The organism is Pseudomonas sp. Irchel s3a12 (assembly GCF_900187485.1).
Classification (GTDB): domain Bacteria; phylum Pseudomonadota; class Gammaproteobacteria; order Pseudomonadales; family Pseudomonadaceae; genus Aquipseudomonas; species Aquipseudomonas neuropathica.
In genome coordinates this window covers 265,813-286,440 of sequence record NZ_FYDN01000010.1, presented here as the reverse complement: position 1 = coordinate 286,440, position 20,628 = coordinate 265,813, and the positions used below count along the sequence as shown (strand labels likewise).

Annotated in this window: 28 protein-coding genes; 18 read left to right on the top strand and 10 right to left on the bottom strand. The window is 60.1% G+C overall.

Features of this window, described 5'->3' with window-relative positions; genetic code table 11:
* Positions 1–56 precede the first annotated feature (56 nt).
* Genes CKW14_RS18850 through pilG form a run of 3 tightly spaced genes read right to left on the bottom strand, consistent with a single transcriptional unit; the run spans position 57 to position 1,436 of the window.
* Positions 57–596: a chemotaxis protein CheW gene (locus tag CKW14_RS18850; protein WP_095125846.1), complete on the bottom strand. Its 540-nt coding sequence runs from the start codon at positions 594–596 to the stop codon at positions 57–59.
* A gap of 10 nt (positions 597–606) precedes the next feature.
* Positions 607–972 (bottom strand): twitching motility response regulator PilH, encoded by a 366-nt coding sequence (gene pilH / locus CKW14_RS18845; RefSeq protein ID WP_095125845.1) that lies wholly within the window; start codon positions 970–972, stop codon positions 607–609.
* A gap of 59 nt (positions 973–1,031) precedes the next feature.
* Positions 1,032–1,436, bottom strand: a complete 405-nt coding sequence (pilG, locus tag CKW14_RS18840) for a twitching motility response regulator PilG (protein ID WP_007913673.1) — start codon at positions 1,434–1,436, stop codon at positions 1,032–1,034.
* Positions 1,437–1,661: 225 nt separating this feature from the next.
* Here pilG and gshB point away from each other — a divergent pair, with 225 nt between their 5' ends.
* The 7 genes from gshB to CKW14_RS18805 all read left to right on the top strand — a co-directional run bounded on the left by gshB (position 1,662) and on the right by CKW14_RS18805 (position 7,708).
* Entirely contained in the window at positions 1,662–2,633 is a 972-nt protein-coding gene (gene gshB, locus CKW14_RS18835) for a glutathione synthase (RefSeq protein ID WP_007913671.1), read from the top strand.
* Positions 2,634–2,740: 107 nt separating this feature from the next.
* Positions 2,741–3,640 carry an energy transducer TonB gene (locus tag CKW14_RS18830; RefSeq protein WP_093429840.1) on the top strand — a complete coding sequence of 300 codons (900 nt, stop codon included), beginning with the start codon at positions 2,741–2,743 and terminating at the stop codon, positions 3,638–3,640.
* A gap of 171 nt (positions 3,641–3,811) precedes the next feature.
* A complete protein-coding gene (locus CKW14_RS18825; RefSeq protein ID WP_095049468.1) occupies positions 3,812–4,384 on the top strand; it encodes a YqgE/AlgH family protein in 573 nt (190 codons plus the stop codon).
* Positions 4,384–4,821: a Holliday junction resolvase RuvX gene (gene ruvX / locus CKW14_RS18820; protein WP_064589634.1), complete on the top strand. Its 438-nt coding sequence runs from the start codon at positions 4,384–4,386 to the stop codon at positions 4,819–4,821. Before CKW14_RS18825 ends, ruvX begins: the two co-directional genes overlap by 1 nt.
* An 80-nt stretch (positions 4,822–4,901) precedes the next feature.
* A complete protein-coding gene (gene pyrR, locus CKW14_RS18815) occupies positions 4,902–5,408 on the top strand; it encodes a bifunctional pyr operon transcriptional regulator/uracil phosphoribosyltransferase PyrR (RefSeq protein WP_034153653.1) in 507 nt (168 codons plus the stop codon).
* A gap of 27 nt (positions 5,409–5,435) precedes the next feature.
* Positions 5,436–6,440: an aspartate carbamoyltransferase catalytic subunit gene (locus CKW14_RS18810; protein ID WP_007913665.1), complete on the top strand. Its 1,005-nt coding sequence runs from the start codon at positions 5,436–5,438 to the stop codon at positions 6,438–6,440.
* Complete coding sequence (locus CKW14_RS18805) at positions 6,437–7,708, top strand: dihydroorotase (protein ID WP_095125844.1); 1,272 nt, start codon at positions 6,437–6,439, stop codon at positions 7,706–7,708. The genes CKW14_RS18810 and CKW14_RS18805 overlap by 4 nt, the downstream gene beginning before the upstream one ends.
* Positions 7,709–7,810: 102 nt before the next feature.
* Here the strand turns inward: CKW14_RS18805 and CKW14_RS18800 are convergent, their stop codons facing one another.
* A complete protein-coding gene (locus CKW14_RS18800) occupies positions 7,811–8,242 on the bottom strand; it encodes a TM2 domain-containing protein (RefSeq protein WP_007913651.1) in 432 nt (143 codons plus the stop codon).
* Positions 8,243–8,490: 248 nt separating this feature from the next.
* On the opposite strand from CKW14_RS18800, the gene CKW14_RS18795 reads away from it, so the two are divergent.
* Positions 8,491–9,108 carry a C40 family peptidase gene (locus CKW14_RS18795; RefSeq protein ID WP_095049466.1) on the top strand — a complete coding sequence of 206 codons (618 nt, stop codon included), beginning with the start codon at positions 8,491–8,493 and terminating at the stop codon, positions 9,106–9,108.
* Between the two features lie 125 nt (positions 9,109–9,233).
* On the opposite strand, the gene CKW14_RS18790 is transcribed toward CKW14_RS18795, so the two are convergent.
* On the bottom strand, positions 9,234–10,268 hold the full coding sequence (locus tag CKW14_RS18790; protein WP_095049465.1) for a type IV pilus twitching motility protein PilT: 1,035 nt from the start codon (positions 10,266–10,268) through the stop codon (positions 9,234–9,236).
* A gap of 56 nt (positions 10,269–10,324) precedes the next feature.
* Between CKW14_RS18790 and CKW14_RS18785 the strand changes: the two genes are divergently transcribed.
* From CKW14_RS18785 to CKW14_RS18740, 10 genes are all read left to right on the top strand, one after another.
* On the top strand, positions 10,325–11,011 hold the full coding sequence (locus CKW14_RS18785; protein ID WP_095125843.1) for a YggS family pyridoxal phosphate-dependent enzyme: 687 nt from the start codon (positions 10,325–10,327) through the stop codon (positions 11,009–11,011).
* Positions 11,012–11,034: 23 nt separating this feature from the next.
* Complete coding sequence (gene proC / locus CKW14_RS18780; protein WP_095125842.1) at positions 11,035–11,853, top strand: pyrroline-5-carboxylate reductase; 819 nt, start codon at positions 11,035–11,037, stop codon at positions 11,851–11,853.
* Between the two features lie 10 nt (positions 11,854–11,863).
* Positions 11,864–12,454 (top strand): YggT family protein, encoded by a 591-nt coding sequence (locus CKW14_RS18775; RefSeq protein ID WP_095049462.1) that lies wholly within the window; start codon positions 11,864–11,866, stop codon positions 12,452–12,454.
* Entirely contained in the window at positions 12,451–12,738 is a 288-nt protein-coding gene (locus CKW14_RS18770; RefSeq protein ID WP_095049461.1) for a DUF167 domain-containing protein, read from the top strand. The genes CKW14_RS18775 and CKW14_RS18770 overlap by 4 nt, the downstream gene beginning before the upstream one ends.
* A gap of 179 nt (positions 12,739–12,917) precedes the next feature.
* Positions 12,918–14,057 carry a homoserine O-acetyltransferase gene (locus CKW14_RS18765; protein ID WP_095049460.1) on the top strand — a complete coding sequence of 380 codons (1,140 nt, stop codon included), beginning with the start codon at positions 12,918–12,920 and terminating at the stop codon, positions 14,055–14,057.
* A 7-nt stretch (positions 14,058–14,064) separates the two neighbouring features.
* Positions 14,065–14,685 carry a methionine biosynthesis protein MetW gene (metW, locus tag CKW14_RS18760; protein ID WP_007913638.1) on the top strand — a complete coding sequence of 207 codons (621 nt, stop codon included), beginning with the start codon at positions 14,065–14,067 and terminating at the stop codon, positions 14,683–14,685.
* Between the two features lie 26 nt (positions 14,686–14,711).
* On the top strand, positions 14,712–15,146 hold the full coding sequence (locus CKW14_RS18755) for a DUF4426 domain-containing protein (protein ID WP_095049459.1): 435 nt from the start codon (positions 14,712–14,714) through the stop codon (positions 15,144–15,146).
* Entirely contained in the window at positions 15,143–15,739 is a 597-nt protein-coding gene (gene rdgB / locus CKW14_RS18750; protein WP_095125841.1) for an RdgB/HAM1 family non-canonical purine NTP pyrophosphatase, read from the top strand. The genes CKW14_RS18755 and rdgB overlap by 4 nt, the downstream gene beginning before the upstream one ends.
* Complete coding sequence (hemW, locus tag CKW14_RS18745) at positions 15,736–16,941, top strand: radical SAM family heme chaperone HemW (RefSeq protein WP_095049457.1); 1,206 nt, start codon at positions 15,736–15,738, stop codon at positions 16,939–16,941. Before rdgB ends, hemW begins: the two co-directional genes overlap by 4 nt.
* 22 nt (positions 16,942–16,963) lie before the next feature.
* Positions 16,964–17,287 carry a DUF3392 domain-containing protein gene (locus CKW14_RS18740; protein ID WP_007913629.1) on the top strand — a complete coding sequence of 108 codons (324 nt, stop codon included), beginning with the start codon at positions 16,964–16,966 and terminating at the stop codon, positions 17,285–17,287.
* Between the two features lie 126 nt (positions 17,288–17,413).
* Here the strand turns inward: CKW14_RS18740 and CKW14_RS18735 are convergent, their stop codons facing one another.
* From CKW14_RS18735 to CKW14_RS18715, 5 genes are all read right to left on the bottom strand, one after another.
* Positions 17,414–18,202 carry a hypothetical protein gene (locus CKW14_RS18735; protein ID WP_095049456.1) on the bottom strand — a complete coding sequence of 263 codons (789 nt, stop codon included), beginning with the start codon at positions 18,200–18,202 and terminating at the stop codon, positions 17,414–17,416.
* Between the two features lie 168 nt (positions 18,203–18,370).
* Positions 18,371–19,096, bottom strand: a complete 726-nt coding sequence (trmB, locus tag CKW14_RS18730) for a tRNA (guanosine(46)-N7)-methyltransferase TrmB (protein WP_095049455.1) — start codon at positions 19,094–19,096, stop codon at positions 18,371–18,373.
* Positions 19,097–19,105: 9 nt separating this feature from the next.
* On the bottom strand, positions 19,106–19,900 hold the full coding sequence (locus tag CKW14_RS18725; RefSeq protein WP_007913621.1) for a thiazole synthase: 795 nt from the start codon (positions 19,898–19,900) through the stop codon (positions 19,106–19,108).
* A 60-nt stretch (positions 19,901–19,960) separates the two neighbouring features.
* Positions 19,961–20,161 carry a sulfur carrier protein ThiS gene (gene thiS / locus CKW14_RS18720; protein ID WP_167359915.1) on the bottom strand — a complete coding sequence of 67 codons (201 nt, stop codon included), beginning with the start codon at positions 20,159–20,161 and terminating at the stop codon, positions 19,961–19,963.
* Positions 20,162–20,232: 71 nt separating this feature from the next.
* Positions 20,233–20,613 (bottom strand): DUF423 domain-containing protein, encoded by a 381-nt coding sequence (locus tag CKW14_RS18715; RefSeq protein ID WP_095049454.1) that lies wholly within the window; start codon positions 20,611–20,613, stop codon positions 20,233–20,235.
* Positions 20,614–20,628: the final 15 nt, after the last annotated feature.

Genomic DNA, 20,628 nt, shown 5'->3' with positions numbered 1-20,628 from the left:
CTGACACGCCCTCTTCGCGAGCAGGCTCGCTCCCACAGGGGACGGTGTTGAATCTGTTATATCGCAACGCTCATGAACACCGGGGATTTGGCCAGCGCAAACAGGCTGAACACCCGCCAGTTCTGCTCGCGCCGGAAATAGCCTTTGACGAACTCGGCCTTCGAGCCCTGGCGTTTGCTGATCGATAGCGGTTCAAAGCTGTTCTGCTCAAAGTGCTGCAGGCCGATGACTTCATCGACCATCAGCCCGGCAAACACATCGACATGCTCGACCACCAATACCCGCCGCTGTTTACGCAACGGCGACAGTTCATGGCCGAAGAAACCGCACAGATCCATGATCGGCAGCAACCGCCCGCGCAGGTTAGCCACGCCTTTGACCCACGGCTTGACCCCGGGTAACTGGGTAAATCGCGGTTCATGCAGCACTTCGCTGACTTCGCCCATCGGCGCCACATACCAATGCTCGCCGAGGCGAAAGCCGATGCCGCTCCAGCGATCCTGGCGCGCCGGTTGCGACGGCAGGTCCGCCGCCAGCAAGCGGCAGCGCTGGTCAATCTGCCAGAGCAGTTCGAACGCGGTCAGCGATTCGCTCATGGTTGCGCGATCAGCCTTCGAGCACGTTGTTCAGGGTCTTGATCAGGGTGTCTTCGTCGACCGGTTTGGTCAGGTAATCCTTGGCGCCCTGGCGGGTGCCCCAGACCTTGTCGGTTTCCTGATCCTTGGTGGTAATGATGATCACCGGGATATGTCCGGTTTCCGGGTCTTTGGTCAGCTGACGGGTCGCCTGGAAACCATTGAGGCCGGGCATGACGATGTCCATCAGTACCGCGTCGGGTTTTTCCTGCCGGGCCAGAGCCACGCCGTCGGCGCCGTTTTCGGCCTTCAACACTTCATGGCCGTGCTTTTCGAGCATGCCGGTGAGTTTGTACATTTCAGTCGGCGAATCATCGACGATCAGGATACGTGCCATGGTTTTCCCCATTTTCTTGTCGACGCGCGGCCCGCTGGCCGCGTATCTCTGTACGTGTCTTACTGCGGCAAAACGGCGGCGAAGCCCGGAACATGGGCCTGAATCGCGTTGAGCAGTTCTTCCTTGCTGAAAGGCTTGGTCAAAAATTGATCAGAACCGACAATCCGCCCCTTGGCCTTGTCGAACAGCCCGTCACGCGATGACAGCATGATCACCGGTGTGGCCTTGAACGCGCTGTTGTTCTTGATTAAAGCGCAGGTCTGATAACCATCCAGACGCGGCATCATGATGTCGACAAAAATGATCCCGGGATGGTTGTCGGCGATCTTCGCCAGGGCGTCGAAACCGTCGATCGCCGTGATCACTTCGCAACCGACATTCTTCAACAATGTTTCGGCGGTGCGACGAATCGTTTTCGAGTCGTCGATCACCATGACCTTCAAGGCGCTGGACTGCTGTTCCATAAGAGGGCTCTACCGTCGCCTTTGCGAATCAATTTGTCCGTTTTGCGGTTATCAATGGCTCGAAACCCTTGATGTTCAAGGGCCAGCACGCTACGCCAGCCTTTTTAGCACAGTCTCCAGATGCAATCTATCGACGGGTTTTTCCTTGACCGAAAACCCGCCCGGCGCCACTCTGGCGGCACTTTTTCAATACCGATCCGGTAGCCAATTTTCGAGGAAAACCCAATGAGCGTTCGCGTCGGGATTGTCATGGACCCTATCGCCAGCATCTCCTATAAAAAGGATAGCTCGCTGGCCATGCTGCTGGCCGCGCAGAAGCGTGGCTGGGAACTGTTCTATATGGAGCAGCGCGACCTGTATCAGGGCGAAGGTCAGGCCCGGGCGCGCATGAAGCCGCTGAAAGTCTTTGCCAACCCGGAAAAATGGTTCGAACTGGACGCCGAACAGGACAACCTGCTGAGCGATCTGGACGTGATCCTGATGCGCAAGGATCCGCCGTTCGACATGGAGTTCGTCTACTCCACCTACCTGCTCGAACAGGCCGAAACCGCTGGCGTGCTGGTGGTGAACAAACCGCAGAGCCTGCGCGACTGCAATGAAAAACTGTTCGCCACGCTGTTCCCGCAGTGCACGCCGCCAACCATCGTCAGCCGTCGCGCTGACGTGCTGCGTGAGTTCGCCGCGAAACACGGTGACGTGATCCTCAAGCCGCTGGACGGCATGGGCGGTACTTCGATTTTCCGTCACCGTGCCGGTGACCCGAACCTGTCGGTGATTCTGGAAACCCTGACCGCCCTCGGTGGCCAGCAGATCATGGGCCAGGCCTACCTGCCGGCGATCAAGGACGGTGACAAACGCATCCTGATGATCGACGGCGAGCCGGTGGATTACTGCCTGGCACGGATTCCGGCGCAGGGCGAAACCCGTGGCAACCTGGCTGCCGGTGGCCGTGGTGAAGCGCGCCCGCTGACCGACAAGGATCGCTGGATCGCCGCGCAGGTCGGCCCGACGTTGCGTGAGAAAGGCCTGCTGTTCGTTGGCCTCGATGTGATCGGCGAAAGCCTCACCGAAATCAACGTCACCAGCCCGACCTGCATCCGTGAAATCGACAATGCGTTTGGCACTGATATCGGCGGCATGCTGATGGACGCCATCGCCAAGAAGCTGCAAGCCGCCGGCAAAAAGCCACAAGCTTGATGCACGTCACATGCAGTCTGTCGCTTGAAGCGTGAAGCCCAAGGCGTGAAACCAACATTGCGTTATCATGCGCAGCCTCTGAAAAACGCGATGTTGGTTTTCTTGTCATGACCCTCCCGTCCGATCTGCCCGCAGAACTCGCCCACCGTGGCGTGCGCCCGGCCGATCGCCTCGGTTTTACCCTGTTTCTCGCGGCGCTGATCCATTTGGCGCTGCTGCTCGGCGTCGGCTTCACGATGGTCGAGCCCAAGCAAATCAGCAAAACCCTGGAAATCACCCTCGCCACCTTCAAGAGCGAAAAGAAGCCGGAGAAGGCTGACTTTCTTGCTCAACAGCATCAGGAAGGCAGCGGCACGCTGGACAAGAAGGCGATTCCGAAGACCACTGAGGTGGCGCCGTTCCAAGACAATCAGGTCAAAAAAGTCACCCCGCCACCGGCCGCCAAACCGCAAGTACAGGAAGCCGCACCCAAAGCTGCGGTGACCACCGTCGCGCCGAAACCTAAAAAAGCGCCGACCAAGAAAGAAGAAGCCAAAACCGAAGTCAAACCGACAGTCGACGCGCCGGAGTTCGACAGCTCACAGCTGTCCAGCGACATCGCCAGTCTTGAAGCCGAACTGGCCAAGGAACAACAGCTGTACGCCAAGCGCCCGCGCATCCACCGTTTGAGCGCGGCGTCGACCATGCGCGACAAGGGTGCCTGGTACAAAGACGACTGGCGCAAGAAGGTCGAGCGCATCGGCAACCTCAATTACCCCGAAGAAGCCCGGCGCAAGCAGATCTACGGCAATTTGCGCCTGATGGTCTCGATCAACCGCGACGGTTCGCTGTATGAAGTGCTGGTGCTGGAATCCTCCGGCCAGCCGCTGCTGGATCAGGCGGCGCAGCGCATTGTCCGACTGGCGGCACCGTTTGCGCCGTTTACCGGGGACTTGTCGGACATCGACCGTCTGGAAATCATTCGTACCTGGAAATTTGCCCGGGGCGACAAGCTCTCAAGCAACTGACACACCGCAACCCCTTGTAGGAGTGAGCCTGCTCGCGATAGCGGTGTATCAGTCAACAATTTCGATTCTGGCACACCGCTATCGCGAGCAGGCTCACTCCCACAATGGATCTGTGTTGCTGTCAGCATCTCCAGCTTGTCAGTTTGCCCCCCGAACGCCACACTAGCGCACATGAAAAACGTCAGCCCCAGCTACCTCAAGCATCAATTCCTGATCGCCATGCCACACATGGCCGACCCGAACTTTGCCCACACCTTGACCTACATCGTCGAGCACACGGCCAATGGCGCTATGGGGATTGTGGTCAACCGGCCGCAAGAGCTGAATCTGGCCGACATCCTTGAGCAATTACGTCCGGACATTGACCCGCCAGCACTCTGCCAGCATGTGCCGATCTTCATTGGCGGCCCGGTGCAGACCGATCGCGGTTTTGTTCTGCACCCGGCGGGCAAGACCTTTCTGGCCACCGCGCAATTGGAGGGTGATCTGGCCCTCTCGACCTCGCAGGACGTGCTGTTCGCCATCGCTGACGGCGTCGGCCCAGCAAAAAGCCTGATTGCCCTCGGTTACGCCGGTTGGGAAGCCGGGCAACTGGAAGCGGAACTCGCCGACAACGCCTGGCTGAACTGCCCGTATGACGCCGACATCCTGTTCAACACCAGCAGCGAATTGCGTCTGGAAGCGGCGGCCCGGCACCTGGGGATCAACCTCAGCCTGCTGACCAGCCAGGCAGGTCACGCCTGATGGCCCTGCGCCTGATTCTCGGCTTCGACTACGGCACCAAACAGATCGGCGTCGCGGTCGGCCAGGTGATTACCGGCCAGGCCCGTGAGCTGTGCACCTTGAAGGCACAGAACGGCGTGCCGGACTGGAACCAGGTCGAAGCCCTTATAAAAGAATGGAAACCCGATGCCGTTGTTGTCGGACTGCCGCTGAACATGGACGGCACCCCGAGCGATATGTGCGTACGCGCGGAAAAGTTTGCCCGCCGCCTCAATGGCCGCTTCAATCTGCCCTTCTATACCCACGACGAACGCCTGACCACGTTTGAAGCCAAAGGCGAGCGACTGGCCCGTGGCGGTCAAAAAGGCAGTTACCGCGACAACCCGGTGGACGCCATCGCCGCCGCTCTGCTGTTGCAGGGCTGGCTCGATGAAAACACTGCATTGTTTGAATCCTGACAAGCGCTTCGGCGCTTTTCTTTTGAGTGAAAAACCGAGTCGCGTCCGAGGACCCGACTCGCCCCCAACAAGGAGCAACCATGAGCCTGCCAAATCCCGCCGATCTGATCAGCCAGATGGCGACCCGCCTCAAGGCGCACCTTGCCCAGCGTGAAATCACTGAACCGCGTTACATCGGCATTCGCACTGGCGGCATCTGGGTCGCGCAGGCCTTGCTCAAGGAACTGGGCAGCGATGCGCCACTGGGCACGCTGGATGTTTCCTTCTACCGCGACGACTTCAGCCAGAACGGCCTGCACCCGCAAGTGCGCCCGTCCGCCCTGCCCTTCGAGATCGAAGGCCAGCATCTGGTGCTGATCGACGACGTATTGATGAGCGGCCGTACCATCCGCGCCGCCATGAACGAATTGTTCGACTACGGCCGCCCGGCCAGCGTGACCCTGGTCTGCCTGCTGGACCTCGACGCCGGCGAGCTGCCGATCCGCCCGAACGTGGTTGGCGCGACGCTGTCGCTGGCCGCACATGAACGGGTGAAGCTGTCCGGCCCCGAGCCGCTGACGCTCGAACTGCAAGACTTCAACCTTTAATCCGCCCTATTGAGAGTCCCCTTCGCGATGACGCCTCTAGATACCAAGCGCCCGCTGCAGCTCAATGATCAGGGCCAGCTGCGCCACTTCCTCTCGCTCGACGGCCTGCGCCGCGAGTTGCTGACGGAAATCCTCGACACCGCCGACTCGTTCCTCGAAGTCGGTGCCCGGGCGGTGAAGAAAGTCCCGTTGCTGCGCGGCAAAACCGTGTGCAACGTGTTCTTCGAAAACTCCACGCGCACCCGCACCACCTTCGAACTGGCGGCCCAGCGGCTGTCGGCAGACGTAATTACCCTGAACGTGTCGACCTCGTCGGCGAGTAAAGGTGAAACCCTACTCGACACCCTGCGCAACCTCGAAGCCATGGCCGCCGACATGTTCGTCGTACGCCACGGTGATTCCGGCGCCGCGCACTTCATCGCCGAACATGTATGCCCGCAAGTGGCAATCATCAACGGCGGCGACGGCCGTCACGCCCACCCGACGCAGGGCATGCTCGACATGCTCACCATCCGTCGGCACAAGGGCGGTTTCGAAAACCTCTCGGTGGCCATCGTTGGCGACATCCTGCACTCGCGGGTTGCGCGCTCGAACATGCTCGCGCTGAAGACCCTCGGCTGCCCGGACATCCGCGTGATTGCGCCGAAGACCCTGCTGCCGATCGGCATCGAGCAATACGGCGTGAAGGTCTACACCGACATGACCGAAGGCCTGAAAGACGTCGACGTGGTGATCATGTTGCGCCTGCAGCGTGAACGCATGACCGGCGGCCTGTTGCCGAGCGAAGGTGAGTTCTACCGACTGTTCGGCCTGACCACCGCGCGTCTGGCCGGGGCCAAACCCGATTGCATCGTCATGCACCCGGGGCCGATCAACCGGGGGGTGGAAATCGAGTCCGCAGTGGCCGACGGCCCGCACTCGGTGATCCTCAATCAGGTGACCTACGGCATCGCAATTCGTATGGCTGTGTTGTCCATGGCCATGAGCGGGCAAACCGCGCAGCGTCAATTCGAGCAGGAGAACGCCCAGTGAAGCTCAGCATTCTCGGCGCACGCGTCATCGATCCAAGCAGCGGCCTGGATCAAATCACCGACATTCACGTTGAAGCCTGCAAGATCGTCGCCCTCGGCGCGGCCCCGGCCGGTTTCAGCGCAGTAGAAACCATCGACGCCCAAGGCCTCGTCGCCGCTCCAGGCCTCGTCGACCTCAACGTTGCCCTGCGCGAGCCGGGCTACAGCCGCAAAGGTTCGATCATCAGCGAAACCCGCGCTGCGGCGGCCGGCGGCGTGACCAGCCTGTGCTGCCCGCCAAAGACCAAACCGGTGCTCGACACCTCGGCCGTGGCCGAGCTGATCCTCGATCGCGCTCGCGAGGCCGGCAACACCAAGGTGTTTCCGATTGGCGCGCTGAGCAAAGGCCTGGACGGCGAGCAACTGGCCGAACTGGTGGCGCTGCGCGACGCTGGTTGCGTGGCGTTCGGCAACGGTCTGGAGAGCTTCCGCAACACCCGCACCCTGTGCCGGGCACTGGAATACGCGGCGACCTTCGACCTGACGGTGATCTTCAATTCGCAGGATCACGACTTGGCTGAAGGTGGCTTGGCTCACGAAGGCGCTGTCGCCAGTTTCCTCGGCTTACCGGGGATTCCAGAAACCGCTGAAACCGTGGCCCTTGCCCGTGACCTGCTGCTGGTTGAGCAGACCGGCGTACGTGCGCATTTCAGTCAGTTGACCAGTGCTCGCGGTGTTGCCCTGATTGCTCAGGCTCAGGCCCGTGGTTTGAAGGTGACGGCGGATGTCGCGCTGTATCAGTTGATTCTGACTGATGAAGCGCTGATCGACTTCAGCAGCCTGTACCACGTGCAACCGCCGCTGCGTACGCGTGCTGACCGTGATGGCCTGCGTGCAGCGGTGAAGTCCGGTGTGGTCTCGGCGATTTCCAGCCATCACCAGCCGCACGAACGCGACGCCAAACTGGCGCCGTTCGGCGCGACCGAGCCGGGCATCAGCAGTGTTGAACTGTTGCTGCCGCTGGCGATGACGCTGGTTGAGGATGGGTTGCTGGATCTGCCGACCTTGCTGGCGCGTCTGAGTGCAGGCCCGGCTGAAGCGTTGCGTCTGCCGGCCGGCAAACTGGCGGTAGGTGGTGCGGCGGATATCGTGTTGTTCGATCCGCAGGCTTCGACGGTGGCCGGTGAGAACTGGTTGTCGAAGGGTGAGAACTGCCCGTTCATTGGGCACACTTTGCCGGGTGTGGTTCGTTACACCTTGGTGGATGGGCGGATCAGCCACCAGGCTTGATACCGGGTTGCCCCCAATCGCTGGCAAGCCAGCTCCCACAAGGTCTTGCGCTATCTTTGGGTTAGCGCAAAAACCTGTGGGAGCTGGCTTGCCAGCGATGGCTTACTGGAAGGCGCCTCTGCCTTCGGCGTTGCGTACGGATACCTGATCATTCAGCGTCCAGAAGTCATACAGCACCCCCAGAAAGAACAACCCGCCTGTCAGCAGATAGATCAGTCCACTGATCCACTTGCCCTGATACATCCGGTGCACGCCCAGCGCGCCAAGGAACGTCAGCAGAATCCACGCCACGTTGTACTCGATCGGCCCTGCGGTAAAACGCAGATCCGCCTCGCGATCCATTGCCGGGATCAAGAACAGATCGATCAGCCAGCCAATACCCAGCAAACCGAAGGTGAAAAACCAGATCGTCCCGGTCACCGGCTTGCCGTAATAGAAGCGGTGAGCACCGGTAAAACCGAAAATCCACAGCAGATAACCGATGATTTTGCTGTGCGTATCTTGCTGCTGAACAAATTGTTGATAGGGGTTCATGAAGACCTCGATTCACACGATAGATAAATATTCTTGAATTCTTTGTGACTTTTTTACAGGTAGCCGACGTACGGCAAATGTTACCGTTGCTACCGTCAAAGCCTTATAGCACCTGACTTCTGTCCGACAATTGCGTCCATTTGCCGCTTATTTGGTTCCGTTGGCCTCCAACTGAATCGACCAACGGACTCGGAATGAAAAAAAACTCTGTTATAAAGTTGCGCGCTATCACTAAAGAGCCACGCCTAATGCGACCATTTTTCAAGACATGGCTAACCATCTGCCTATTAATGCCACTGGCCGCCCACGCCACCAATCGTGAGCAACGTCTTCCCAACGTTAACGGCTTTACCCCTAAATCCCATGCTTCGGCTCCATCGAGCAAAAGCAGCAAAAGCAAAACCACCACGCTGAGCAGCAAGAGCCACAGCAAGCTGGTGCCACCGATGGCGAGCAAGGAAAGCAGCAATGTGCTGAGCCGTGCGGTGAACGTCCTCGGTACCCCTTATCGTTGGGGCGGCAGCAGCCCAAGTAAAGGTTTTGATTGCAGCGGTCTGGTGAAATACGCGTTCAACGACGCTACGTTCGACCTACCACGCACCTCCAACGCCATGGCCAGCGGTCACGGCGAGAAAGTCGAGCGCAAGGATCTGAAGCCGGGCGACCTGATTTTCTTCAACATCAAGAGCCGTCGGGTCAACCATGTTGCCATCTACTTGGGCAACGACCGCTTTATCCACGCGCCACGTCGTGGCAAAGCGGTGAGCATCGATACGCTGAACAAGCCGTACTGGCAGCAGCATTACGTGGTTGCCAAGCGTGTGTTGCCGAAAGAGCAAAACCAGATGCGCGTGGTTCAGCGCTAACACCATACCGATCGTTCCCATGCTCCGCATGGGAATGCCTCAATGGACGCTCCGCGTCCGCTTCGGCAGGGACGCAGAGCGTCCCGGGCTGCATTCCCACGCAGAGCGTGGGAACGATCACTCCCTCAGAAATTATCCGGCGTCCGCGCCTTCTCCCGCGCATGCTCGCGGCTGATCAAGCCCTTGGTCAGCAGATCCTTCAGGCACATGTCCAGTGTCTGCATGCCCAACGACCCACCCGTCTGAATCGCCGAATACATCTGCGCCACCTTGTCCTCACGGATCAGGTTACGGATCGCCGACGTGCCCAGCATGATCTCGTGCGCCGCCACCCGCCCGCCGCCGATCTTCTTGATCAACGTCTGCGAGACCACCGCCAGCAACGACTCGGACAGCATCGAACGCACCATCGACTTCTCGTCACCGGGGAACACGTCGACCACGCGGTCGATGGTTTTCGCCGCCGAGGTGGTGTGCAGCGTGCCGAATACCAAGTGCCCGGTTTCGGCAGCGGTCAGCGCCAGGCGGATGGTTTCCAGGTCACGCATCTCGCCGACCAGAATCACGTCCGGGTCTTCACGCAGTGCCGAGCGCAACGCAGTGGCGAAACTGCGGGTATCACGGTGGACTTCACGCTGATTGATCAGGCATTTGCGCGATTCGTGAACAAACTCGATCGGATCTTCGATAGTCAGGATGTGGTGATGCCGGTGGGTATTGAGGTAATCGATCATCGCCGCCAGCGTGGTTGATTTGCCGGAACCGGTCGGCCCGGTGACCAGCACCAGACCGCGCGGCGCATCGGTAATCTTGCGGAAGACGTCGCCCATGGCGAGGTCTTCCATGCTCAGCACTTTCGACGGAATGGTACGGAATACGGCGCCTGCGCCACGGTTCTGGTTGAAAGCGTTGACGCGGAAACGCGCCACACCCGGCACTTCGAAGGAAAAGTCGGTTTCCAGATGTTTCTCGAAGTCGACCCGCTGGGTGTCGTTCATGATGTCGTAGATCAGTTCGTGCACTTGCTTGTGATCCAGCGCCGGCAGATTGATCCGCCGCACATCGCCATCGACACGGATCATCGGCGGCAGACCGGCCGACAGGTGCAGGTCGGAAGCGCCTTGTTTGGCGCTGAAGGCCAGCAGTTCAGTGATATCCATAGCGCTCCTCAATTCCAGTAGAATGCCGCGAACCTTCCGACCGCTGGCGCCTCTTGATGTCCACGATAGCAGACAACATCCAACTGGTTAGTTCGCGCATCCAGGCAGCGGTAACAGCTGCAAACCGCGCTGAAAACAGCGTCCAGTTGCTCGCGGTCAGCAAGACCAAACCCGCCCAGGCCCTGCGCGAAGCATATGCCGCCGGCCTGCGTGACTTTGGCGAGAACTACCTGCAGGAAGCCTTGGGCAAACAGCTCGAACTGGCTGACCTGCCCTTGATCTGGCACTTCATCGGCCCCATTCAATCGAACAAGACTCGCGCCATCGCCGAGCATTTCGACTGGGTGCATTCCGTGGATCGCCTGAAAATCGCTCAACGCTTGTCCGAACAGCGCCCGGCTGAACTGCCGCCGCTGAACATCTGCGTTCAGGTCAATGTCAGCGGCGAAGCCAGTAAATCCGGCTGCACTCCGGCTGACCTGCCGGCATTGGCCGCCGCGATCAGCGCACTGCCGCGCCTGAAACTGCGCGGCCTGATGGCGATTCCCGAGCCGACCGACGACCGCGCCGAGCAAGACGCGGCCTTCGCCGCCGTGCAGAAATTGCAGGCGAGCCTTGATCTGCCGCTCGACACACTTTCCATGGGCATGAGCCACGACCTTGAGTCGGCCATCGCCCAAGGCGCCACCTGGGTTCGTATCGGTACGGCCCTGTTTGGCGCCCGCGACTATTCCCAATCTTGAACGTTTCCAGATAAGGACCACACATGAGCAACACACGTATTGCGTTTATCGGTGCGGGCAACATGGCGGCCAGTCTGATTGGCGGCCTGCGCGCCAAGGGGCTGGAAGCCGGGCAGATCCGTGCCAGCGACCCGGGTGAAGAAACCCGCGCCAAGGTCAGTGCCGAACACGGCATCGAAACCTTCGCCGATAACGCTCAGGCCATCGACGGCGTCGATGTGATCGTACTGGCGGTCAAGCCGCAGGCAATGAAAACCGTGTGCGAAGCGATTCGCCCAAGCCTGAAACCCAATCAATTGGTGGTTTCGATTGCTGCCGGTATCACCTGCGCCAGCATGACTGCGTGGCTCGGCGAGCAGCCGATCGTGCGCTGCATGCCCAACACCCCGGCGCTGCTGCGTCAGGGCGTCAGCGGCTTGTACGCCACCAGCGAAGTGACCGCCGAGCAACGCCAGCAAGCCGAAGAGCTGCTGTCCGCCGTCGGCATCGCCTTGTGGCTGAAGGAAGAACAGCAACTGGACGCCGTGACCGCTGTGTCAGGTTCCGGCCCTGCCTATTTCTTCTTGCTGATCGAAGCCATGACCGCCGCCGGCGTCAAACTCGGCCTGCCGAAAGACATCGCAGAACAACTGACCCTGCAGACCGCACTGGGCGCCGCGCATATGGCCGTCTCCAGCGACGTTGACGCCGCCGAACTGCGCCGCCGCGTGACTTCGCCAAACGGCACCACGGAAGCTGCAATCAAATCATTCCAGGCCAATGGCTTTGAAGCACTGGTCGAAACCGCACTCGGCGCCGCCGCGCACCGCTCGGCCGAAATGGCCGAACAACTGGGCAAATAAGGAGCCTTACATGATTGGATTGAATACCGCAGCGGTTTACGTGCTGCAAACCCTCGGCAGTCTGTACCTGCTGATCGTGCTGCTGCGTTTCGTACTGCAACTGGTGCGGGCGAACTTCTACAACCCGCTGTGCCAGTTCATCGTCAAAGCGACCCAGCCACTGCTCAAACCACTGCGCCGGATCATTCCGAGCCTGTTTGGTCTGGACATGTCGTCGCTGGTGCTGGCGATTCTGGTGCAACTGGCGCTGATGGCGTTGACCCTGCTGCTGACTTACGGCACCACCGGTAACCCGCTGCAACTGTTTATCTGGTCGCTGATCGGCGTGACCGCGCTGTTCCTGAAGATCTTCTTCTTCGCCCTGATCATCAGCGTGATTCTGTCGTGGGTTGCACCGGGCAGCCACAATCCGGGTGCTGAGCTGGTCAACCAGATCTGCGAGCCGGCGCTGGCGCCGTTCCGCAAAATCCTGCCAAACCTTGGCGGTCTGGATCTGTCGCCGATCTTCGCCTTCCTCGCGCTGAAACTGATCGACATGCTGGTGATCAACAATCTGGCGGCGATGACGATGATGCCGGAAATCCTCCGTCTGCTGATGTGAGCTGGTTTCGATGGGACGGTGACGACTTGATCCTCGAGTGTCACCTGCAACCGGCAGCCCGCAGCGATGACTTCGCCGGGCTGCATGGGGATCGCCTGAAGATTCGTCTGACTGCACCGCCGGTTGAGGGCAAGGCCAATGCTTATCTGATGGGCTTTCTGGCCAAGGCGTTTGGGGTGTCCAAAAGCCAAGTCAGTTTGCTCAGTGGCGAGTTGAACCGGCAGAAGCGAGTGAAGATCTGCTCGCCGAAGAAGTTGCCGGATTTGCCTGACCTAATGCGCTGATCGTTCCCACGCTCCGCGTGGGAATGCATCCCGGGACGCTCCGCGTCCCCTGCCGAAGCGGACGCCGAGCGTCCAATGAGGCATTCCCACGCAGAGCGTGGGAACGAGCGCAGGTAGTTGCTTGCCGCTAACCCCCCCGGTCTTTAGACTTACGCCTCATTTCAACGAGAGCAGGGTCGATGCCAGCTGCCTTTCCCCCCGATTCTGTTGGTCTGGTGACGCCGCAAACGGCGCACTTCAGCGAACCTCTGGCCTTGGCCTGTGGCCGTTCGCTGCCCGCTTATGACCTGATCTACGAAACCTACGGCACGCTCAACGCACAGGCGAGCAACGCCGTGCTGATCTGCCACGCCTTGTCCGGCCATCACCACGCCGCCGGCTACCACAGCCCCGACGACCGCAAACCCGGTTGGTGGGACAGCTGCATCGGCCCCGGCAAACCGATCGACACCAGCAAGTTCTTCGTGGTTAGTCTGAATAATCTGGGCGGCTGCAACGGCTCCACCGGCCCCAGCAGCATTAACCCGGAGACCGGCAAGCCATTCGGTGCCGACTTCCCGGTGCTGACCGTGGAGGACTGGGTACACAGCCAGGCGCGCCTGGCCGACCTGCTCGGCATCGGCCAGTGGGCGGCCGTCATCGGCGGTAGCCTCGGCGGCATGCAGGCATTGCAATGGACCATCACTTACCCGGACCGCGTGCGCCATTGTCTGGCTATCGCCTCGGCGCCAAAACTGTCGGCGCAGAACATCGCCTTCAACGAAGTTGCGCGTCAGGCGATCCTCACCGACCCGGAATTCCACGGCGGTTCGTTCCAGGAAGCCGGCGTGATCCCCAAACGCGGCTTGATGCTGGCGCGCATGGTCGGGCACATCACTTATCTGTCCGACGATTCCATGGGCGAGAAATTCGGCCGTGGCCTCAAGAGCGAGAAGCTCAACTACGACTTCCACAGCGTCGAGTTCCAGGTCGAAAGCTACCTGCGTTATCAGGGCGAAGAGTTCTCCGGACGCTTCGACGCCAACACGTATCTGTTGATGACCAAGGCGCTGGACTACTTCGATCCGGCAGCGAACTTCGACGATAACCTGGCGAAAACCTTTGAAAACGCCACGGCCAAGTTCTGCGTGATGTCGTTCACCACCGACTGGCGCTTCTCCCCTGCCCGCTCGCGGGAACTGGTGGATGCACTGATGGCGGCGCGCAAAGACGTCAGCTATCTGGAAATCGACGCACCGCAGGGCCACGACGCCTTCCTGATTCCGATCCCGCGCTACTTGCAGGCGTTCGGCAATTACATGAACCGCATCACGCTGTGAGAAAGCCATGAGAGCTGATCTGGAAATCATCCAGGAATGGATCCCCGCCGGCAGCCGCGTCCTCGACCTCGGTTGCGGTGACGGCGAGCTGCTGACCTGGCTGCGCGACAACAAGAACGTCACCGGTTATGGCCTGGAAAACGACGCCGACAACATCGCCCAGTGCGTGGCCAAAGGCGTCAACGTCATCGAACAGGATCTGGACAAGGGGCTGGGCAACTTCGCCAGCAACAGTTTCGACATCGTCGTCATGACCCAGGCCCTGCAAGCCGTGCATTACCCGGACAAGATCCTCGACGAAATGCTCCGGGTCGGCCGTCAGTGCATCATCACCTTCCCGAACTTCGGGCACTGGCGCTGCCGCTGGTACCTGGCAAGCAAAGGCCGCATGCCGGTGTCCGAGTTTCTGCCGTACACCTGGTACAACACACCGAACATTCACTTCTGCACCTTCGAAGACTTTGAAGAACTTTGCCGCGAACGTGATGCGAAGGTCATTGATCGGCTTGCCGTGGATCAACAGCACCGCCACGGGTGGGCCAGTAAGCTATGGCCTAATCTGTTAGGTGAGATCGGTATCTACCGCGTCAGCAGCCCGCAGCTTGCAGACCACAAAGTCGCGGTCTGAATCCCGTCATTTCGAGGAGCACGATCATGGGTCGTTTAGCGTTGTTGTTATTGACTGCCTGCCTGAGCGCCAGCGCCATGGCGGCCGACGTCATCAAGGGCGAACGCAAGGAAACCTTCGGCGATGTCACGGTGCACTACAACACTTTCAACTCGACGTTTCTGACGCCGGACATCGCCAAGGCGGCTGAACTGATTCGCAGCAAAAATCAGGGCGTGATCAATGTCTCGGTGATCAAGGACGGCAAACCGCTGGTCGCCAATGTCACCGGCACGGTCAAAGACCTGACCAGCCAGAGCGTGCCGCTGAATTTCAAGCAAGTCACCGAGCAGGGTGCGATCTACTACATCGCCCAGTACCCGGTGCCTCAGCAGGAAACCCGCACCTTTGAAATCAAGGTGCAGAACGGCGACAAGATCAACACCATCAATTTCAACCAAGAACTCTTTCCCGGCGAATGATGAACATCAAGCAGCTCGTACTGGCCAGCCATAACGCCGGCAAACTCAAAGAACTCCAGGCCATGCTCGGCGAATCGGTGCAACTGCGCTCGATTGGCGAGTGGAGCAAGGTCGAGCCGGAAGAAACCGGTCTGTCGTTCGTCGAGAACGCGATCCTCAAGGCACGCAACGCCGCACGCATTTCCGGGTTGCCGGCGCTGGCCGACGATTCCGGTCTGGCGGTGGATTTCCTTGGCGGTGCGCCAGGCATCTATTCGGCGCGCTATGCCGACGGCAAGGGCGATGCGGCGAACAATGCCAAATTGCTCGATGCACTGAAAGATGTGCCGGAAGCCGAGCGCGGTGCGCAGTTCGTTTGCGTGCTGGCGCTGGTGCGTCACGCTGACGATCCGTTGCCGATTCTCTGCGAAGGCCTGTGGCACGGACGGATACTGAGCGCTGCCAGCGGCGAGCACGGTTTCGGTTATGACCCGCTGTTCTGGGTGCCGGAGCGTGATGTGTCCAGCGCCGAACTGAGTCCGGCCGACAAGAACCAGATCAGCCACCGCGCCCGTGCAATGGATCTGCTGCGCCAGCGTCTGGGCCTGAAATGACCGGTGATTCTTCTGCGTCGTCGCTGATTGTCGGCGGCGCCGCCTCTTCGCCTCGGGCGCCGTTGCCGACGCTGCCGCCCCTGGCGCTGTACATCCACATCCCGTGGTGTGTGCGCAAATGTCCGTATTGCGATTTCAACTCACACACCGCCAGCCCGGTTTTGCCGGAGCAGGAATACGTTGATGCGCTGTTGGCCGATCTCGATCAGGACCTGCACGCCGTGTACGGTCGTGAAATCAGTTCGATCTTCTTTGGTGGCGGCACGCCGAGCCTGTTCAGCGCCGAAGCCCTCGGGCGGCTGCTGGAAGGCGTCGAACAGCGCATTCCGTTTGCCCACGACATCGAAATCACTCTGGAAGCCAACCCCGGGACCTTCGAGCAAGAGAAGTTCGTCGCCTACCGCAAGCTGGGGATCAATCGCCTGTCGATCGGCATCCAGAGCTTCCAGCAAGAAAAGCTCAAGGCGCTGGGGCGGATTCACAACGGTGACGAAGCGGTGCGTGCGGCCGGCATGGCACGTCAGGCCGGGTTCGATAACTTCAATCTCGACTTGATGCACGGTTTGCCCGACCAGTCGCTGGACGATGCCTTGAGCGACCTGCGCCAGGCCATCGCACTGAATCCGACGCACATTTCCTGGTATCAACTGACGCTGGAGCCGAACACCGTGTTCTGGAACCAGCCGCCGGTGCTGCCGGAAGATGACACGCTGTGGGACATTCAAGAGGCCGGGCAAGCGCTGCTGGCGGAACACGGTTATGCGCAATACGAAGTGTCGGCTTATGCCCAGGCGGGCCGGCCGGCGCGGCACAACCTCAATTACTGGAGTTTTGGCGACTTCATCGGCATTGGCGCGGGTGCGCATGGCAAGCTCAGCCACCCGGACGGACGCATCGTTCGCACCTGGAAAACCCGTTTGCCGAAGGACTATCTCAACCCGGCAAAAAGCTTTCAAGCCGGCGAGAAAGCGCTGACCAACGACGAGATGCCGTTCGAGTTTCTGATGAACGCTTTGCGCCTGACCGCAGGCGTCGAATCGCACCTGTATCCTGAGCGCACCGGGCTGTCGCTGGAAAGCCTCGCTGAAGGCCGGGCCGCGGCAGAACAAAGCGGTCTGTTGCAGGTCGAACCGTCACGTCTGGCGGCCACCGAGCGCGGACAGTTGTTCCTCAACGACTTGCTGCAACAATTTCTGAACTGACTTCAGTGCTAAGGGAAAACGCATGGATTTGATACTCGACCTGCTCGCCACCGTCTCCCGCTGGAGCCGCAGCAACCTCTCGGAAATCGCTCTGGCCCTGGTGGGCTGCCTGCTGGTGCTGTTCGGCGCCGACTTCAAAGGGTGGGTCGAGCAACGCTTGGGCAGCATCGCCGGCGCCCTGCGCGTGCCACTGATGGCCCTACTGTGCGTGATCGGCAGCGGCGCCGCGCTGATCTACGCCACGCCGTGGGTGATCAAGGGTTTGAGCCAGTTCAACAACTACAGCCTGGCGCCTGTGTTGCTGGTAGTCCTCGTCCTCATCGGCGTAGTCGCCGACCGCCGCTGACTCCGCAAACGCCCCAAAACAACTGTGGGAGCGAGCCTGCTCGCGAAGGCGTCTTAACATCCAACAACATCGTTGATTGTCAGACCGCTTTCGCGAGCAGGCTCGCTCCCACTATTGGGCCTTGGTTCAATGATTCTTCGATAAGCGGCTCTGCGCCTGAAGGATCGCCTTGAGGCCAACGGAATCCTTGCAGCCCAGCGCTATCGCTTTATCGAAGTGTTCGATATTGCCGCTGTCGCGCATATCGCTGCCGTTCACACGAGTCAACGCGAGTATGTAGTAAGCCTCAGCCCGAAACTGGTCTTCGGACAATACCAAGCCAGCTGCGCGGGCTCGCATGGCGGCCATCGGCCCGACCTTGCCGGCAGGCGCCCCGTTTTCTTCGAAACACAGCGAACGTTTGGCCTGCAACGGATAGTCGTCAGCATGCGCATCAGGCTTGAGCAGCAACTGCTCGAGAGACTGCAAGAATTTCAAATGATCAGGATTTTGCGCATCAAATCGTTCATACGCTTTGTCGCACAAATGGTAATAGCCCACCGCAGCCGCTAACACCCCATCATCCATGGCCTGCTGATAAAGACCACAGGTCTGTAAGCGCGTCTGCTCGGAAAACATCGGGTTGTCCTGCAGGCTGGCCAAAAAATAGGTGGCCAGCGTGTGCCCGCCGTCCGACGCATGCTTGAGGTTGTCCACAAGAGCCTCGAGATCACCTTCGGCAACGCGCAACTGTTCAGGGGTGTATTGCACGCTTTCCCCGGCGGCCTCACGCTTGATCCGGTCATTGGCGTCGCGCTCGATCTTTGCCGCCGTTCTCTGCGCACTCGCGAAGTATTCCTCGGGACTGACTACCCGTTCGCACGCTGCGCAACAAATGAGACCCAGAACCAGCGTGCAGGCAAAAATGGCTTTCAAGATTTGTCTTCCTTTACAAATGGGGGCCTCGAGCTGTCGGCGGATCATAGCCAAACTTGAGCAAACTCCAGAAACAACTGAGCTGCGGCACGCTGCGATCTTTGATCTTCAAAATCAAGATCAAAGATCGCAGCGTGCCGCAGCTCCTACAGGGGTGTTGCGTGATGCTTAAGCGAGTTTTTCGAACTTCAGGTCCCACACGCCATGGCCCAGTCGTTCGCCGCGGCGTTCGAACTTGGTGATCGGGCGTTCGGCCGGGCGTGGTACGCACTTGCCGTCTTCGGCGAGGTTGCGGTAGCCCGGGGCGACGTTCATCACTTCCAGCATGTACTCGGCGTACGGTTCCCAGTCGGTGGCCATGTGCAGAATGCCGCCAACCTTCAACTTGCTGCGCACTAGCTCAGCGAACGAGGCCTGAACGATACGGCGCTTGTGGTGACGGCTCTTGTGCCACGGATCCGGGAAGAACAGCATCAGGCGATCGAGACTGTTGTCGGCGATGCAGCGGTTGAGCACTTCGATCGCGTCGCAATCATAGACCCGCAGGTTGGTCAGGCCCTGAGTCAGCACGCCATTGAGCAGCGCGCCAACACCCGGACGGTGAACCTCAACGCCGATGAAGTCCTGATCCGGCGCGGCCGCAGCCATTTCCAGCAGCGAGTGGCCCATGCCGAAACCGATCTCCAGCGAGCGCGGTGCCGAACGGCCGAACACTTGATCGTAATCCACCGGGGTGTCGGCCAGCGGCAGCACGTAAAGCGGCGCGCCCTGATCCAGGCCGCGTTGCTGGCCTTCGGTCATGCGCCCGGCGCGCATCACGAAGCTCTTGATGCGGCGGTGTTGGCGCTCGTCGCCCTCTTCCGTCTGGACAGGCGTGTCGTTCGATTCAGTCATCAATGGCTCTTACTTGATCAGACCATCCAGCGGCGAAGAGGCGCTGGCATAGAGTTTTTTCGGCATACGGCCAGCGAGGTAGGCCAGACGGCCTGCAACGATGGCGTGTTTCATGGCTTCAGCCATCATCACCGGCTGCTGGGCGTGGGCGATGGCCGAGTTCATCAGCACCGCATCGCAACCCAGTTCCATGGCGATGGTCGCATCGGACGCAGTGCCGACACCGGCATCGACCAGCACAGGGATTTTGGCTTCTTCGAGGATGATCTGCAGGTTGTACGGGTTGCAGATCCCCAGACCGGAACCGATCAGACCGGCCAGCGGCATGACCGCGATGCAGCCGATTTCCGCCAGTTGGCGGGCGATGATCGGGTCATCGCTGGTGTACACCATCACGTCGAAGCCTTCCTTGACCAGCGTTTCCGCGGCCTTGAGGGTTTCGATGACGTTAGGGAACAGGGTCTTCTGGTCGGCCAGTACTTCCAGCTTCACCAGGTTGTGGCCATCGAGCAGCTCACGGGCCAGGCGGCAGGTGCGCACAGCTTCGATGGCGTCGTAACAACCGGCGGTGTTCGGCAGGAAGGTGTAGCGCTCCGGCGACAGCACGTCGAGCAGGTTCGGCTCGCCTTCGATCTGGCCCAGGTTGGTGCGGCGCACGGCGAAGGTGACGATCTCGGCACCCGAGGCTTCGATGGCCTGACGGGTTTCTTCCATGTCACGGTACTTGCCGGTACCGACCAGCAAACGCGACTGGTAAGTACGACCGGCCAGCACAAAAGGCTTGTCGCTACGAACGATGCTCATGGGGAATCCTCTTTAGGAGTGAGGGTCTTGCAGAATTCTGTGCCCTTGCGGGGCGGGCGATCAGCCGCCGCCGATGGCGTGCACCACTTCAACGTTGTCGCCGTCGTTGAGCGTGGTGTCGGCATGCTGGCTGCGCGGGACGATATCCAGATTGAGTTCGACTGCCACCCGGCGTCCGGTCAGTTCCAGACGGGTGATCAGGCCCGCAACGGTTTCACCGTCGGGCAGTTCAAGGGATTCACCGTTCAACTGAATGCGCATGCGTAACGCCGCCATCATTTTTAGGGGCTGGCATTCTAGCCCGATCATGACCTAAAGGTCAGCACCAAGCGTCAAGCGGTTGGTTGCAAGCGCCAGGCGGCGAGGCCCAGGCATAGCCAGCCAATCAGGAACGCCAGGCCACCAAACGGGGTGATGATGCCGAGCTTGCTGATGCCGGTGGTGGTCAGCACGTACAGGCTGCCGGAGAACAGCAGGATGCCAATGGTGAATGACACGCCGGCCCAAGTGACCAGTCGACCCTGAATCTGTGTGGCCAGCAGCGCCACACCAAACAGCGCCAAGGTGTGCACCAATTGATAGGTGACGCCGGTATGGAAGATCGCCAGATACTCGGGTGTCAGACGGTTTTTCAGGCCATGGGCGGCGAATGCACCCAAGGCGACCCCGGTGAAACCGAAAAAAGCGGCCAGCATCAAAAAGCCACGCAGCATTGGGAACTCCAGTCA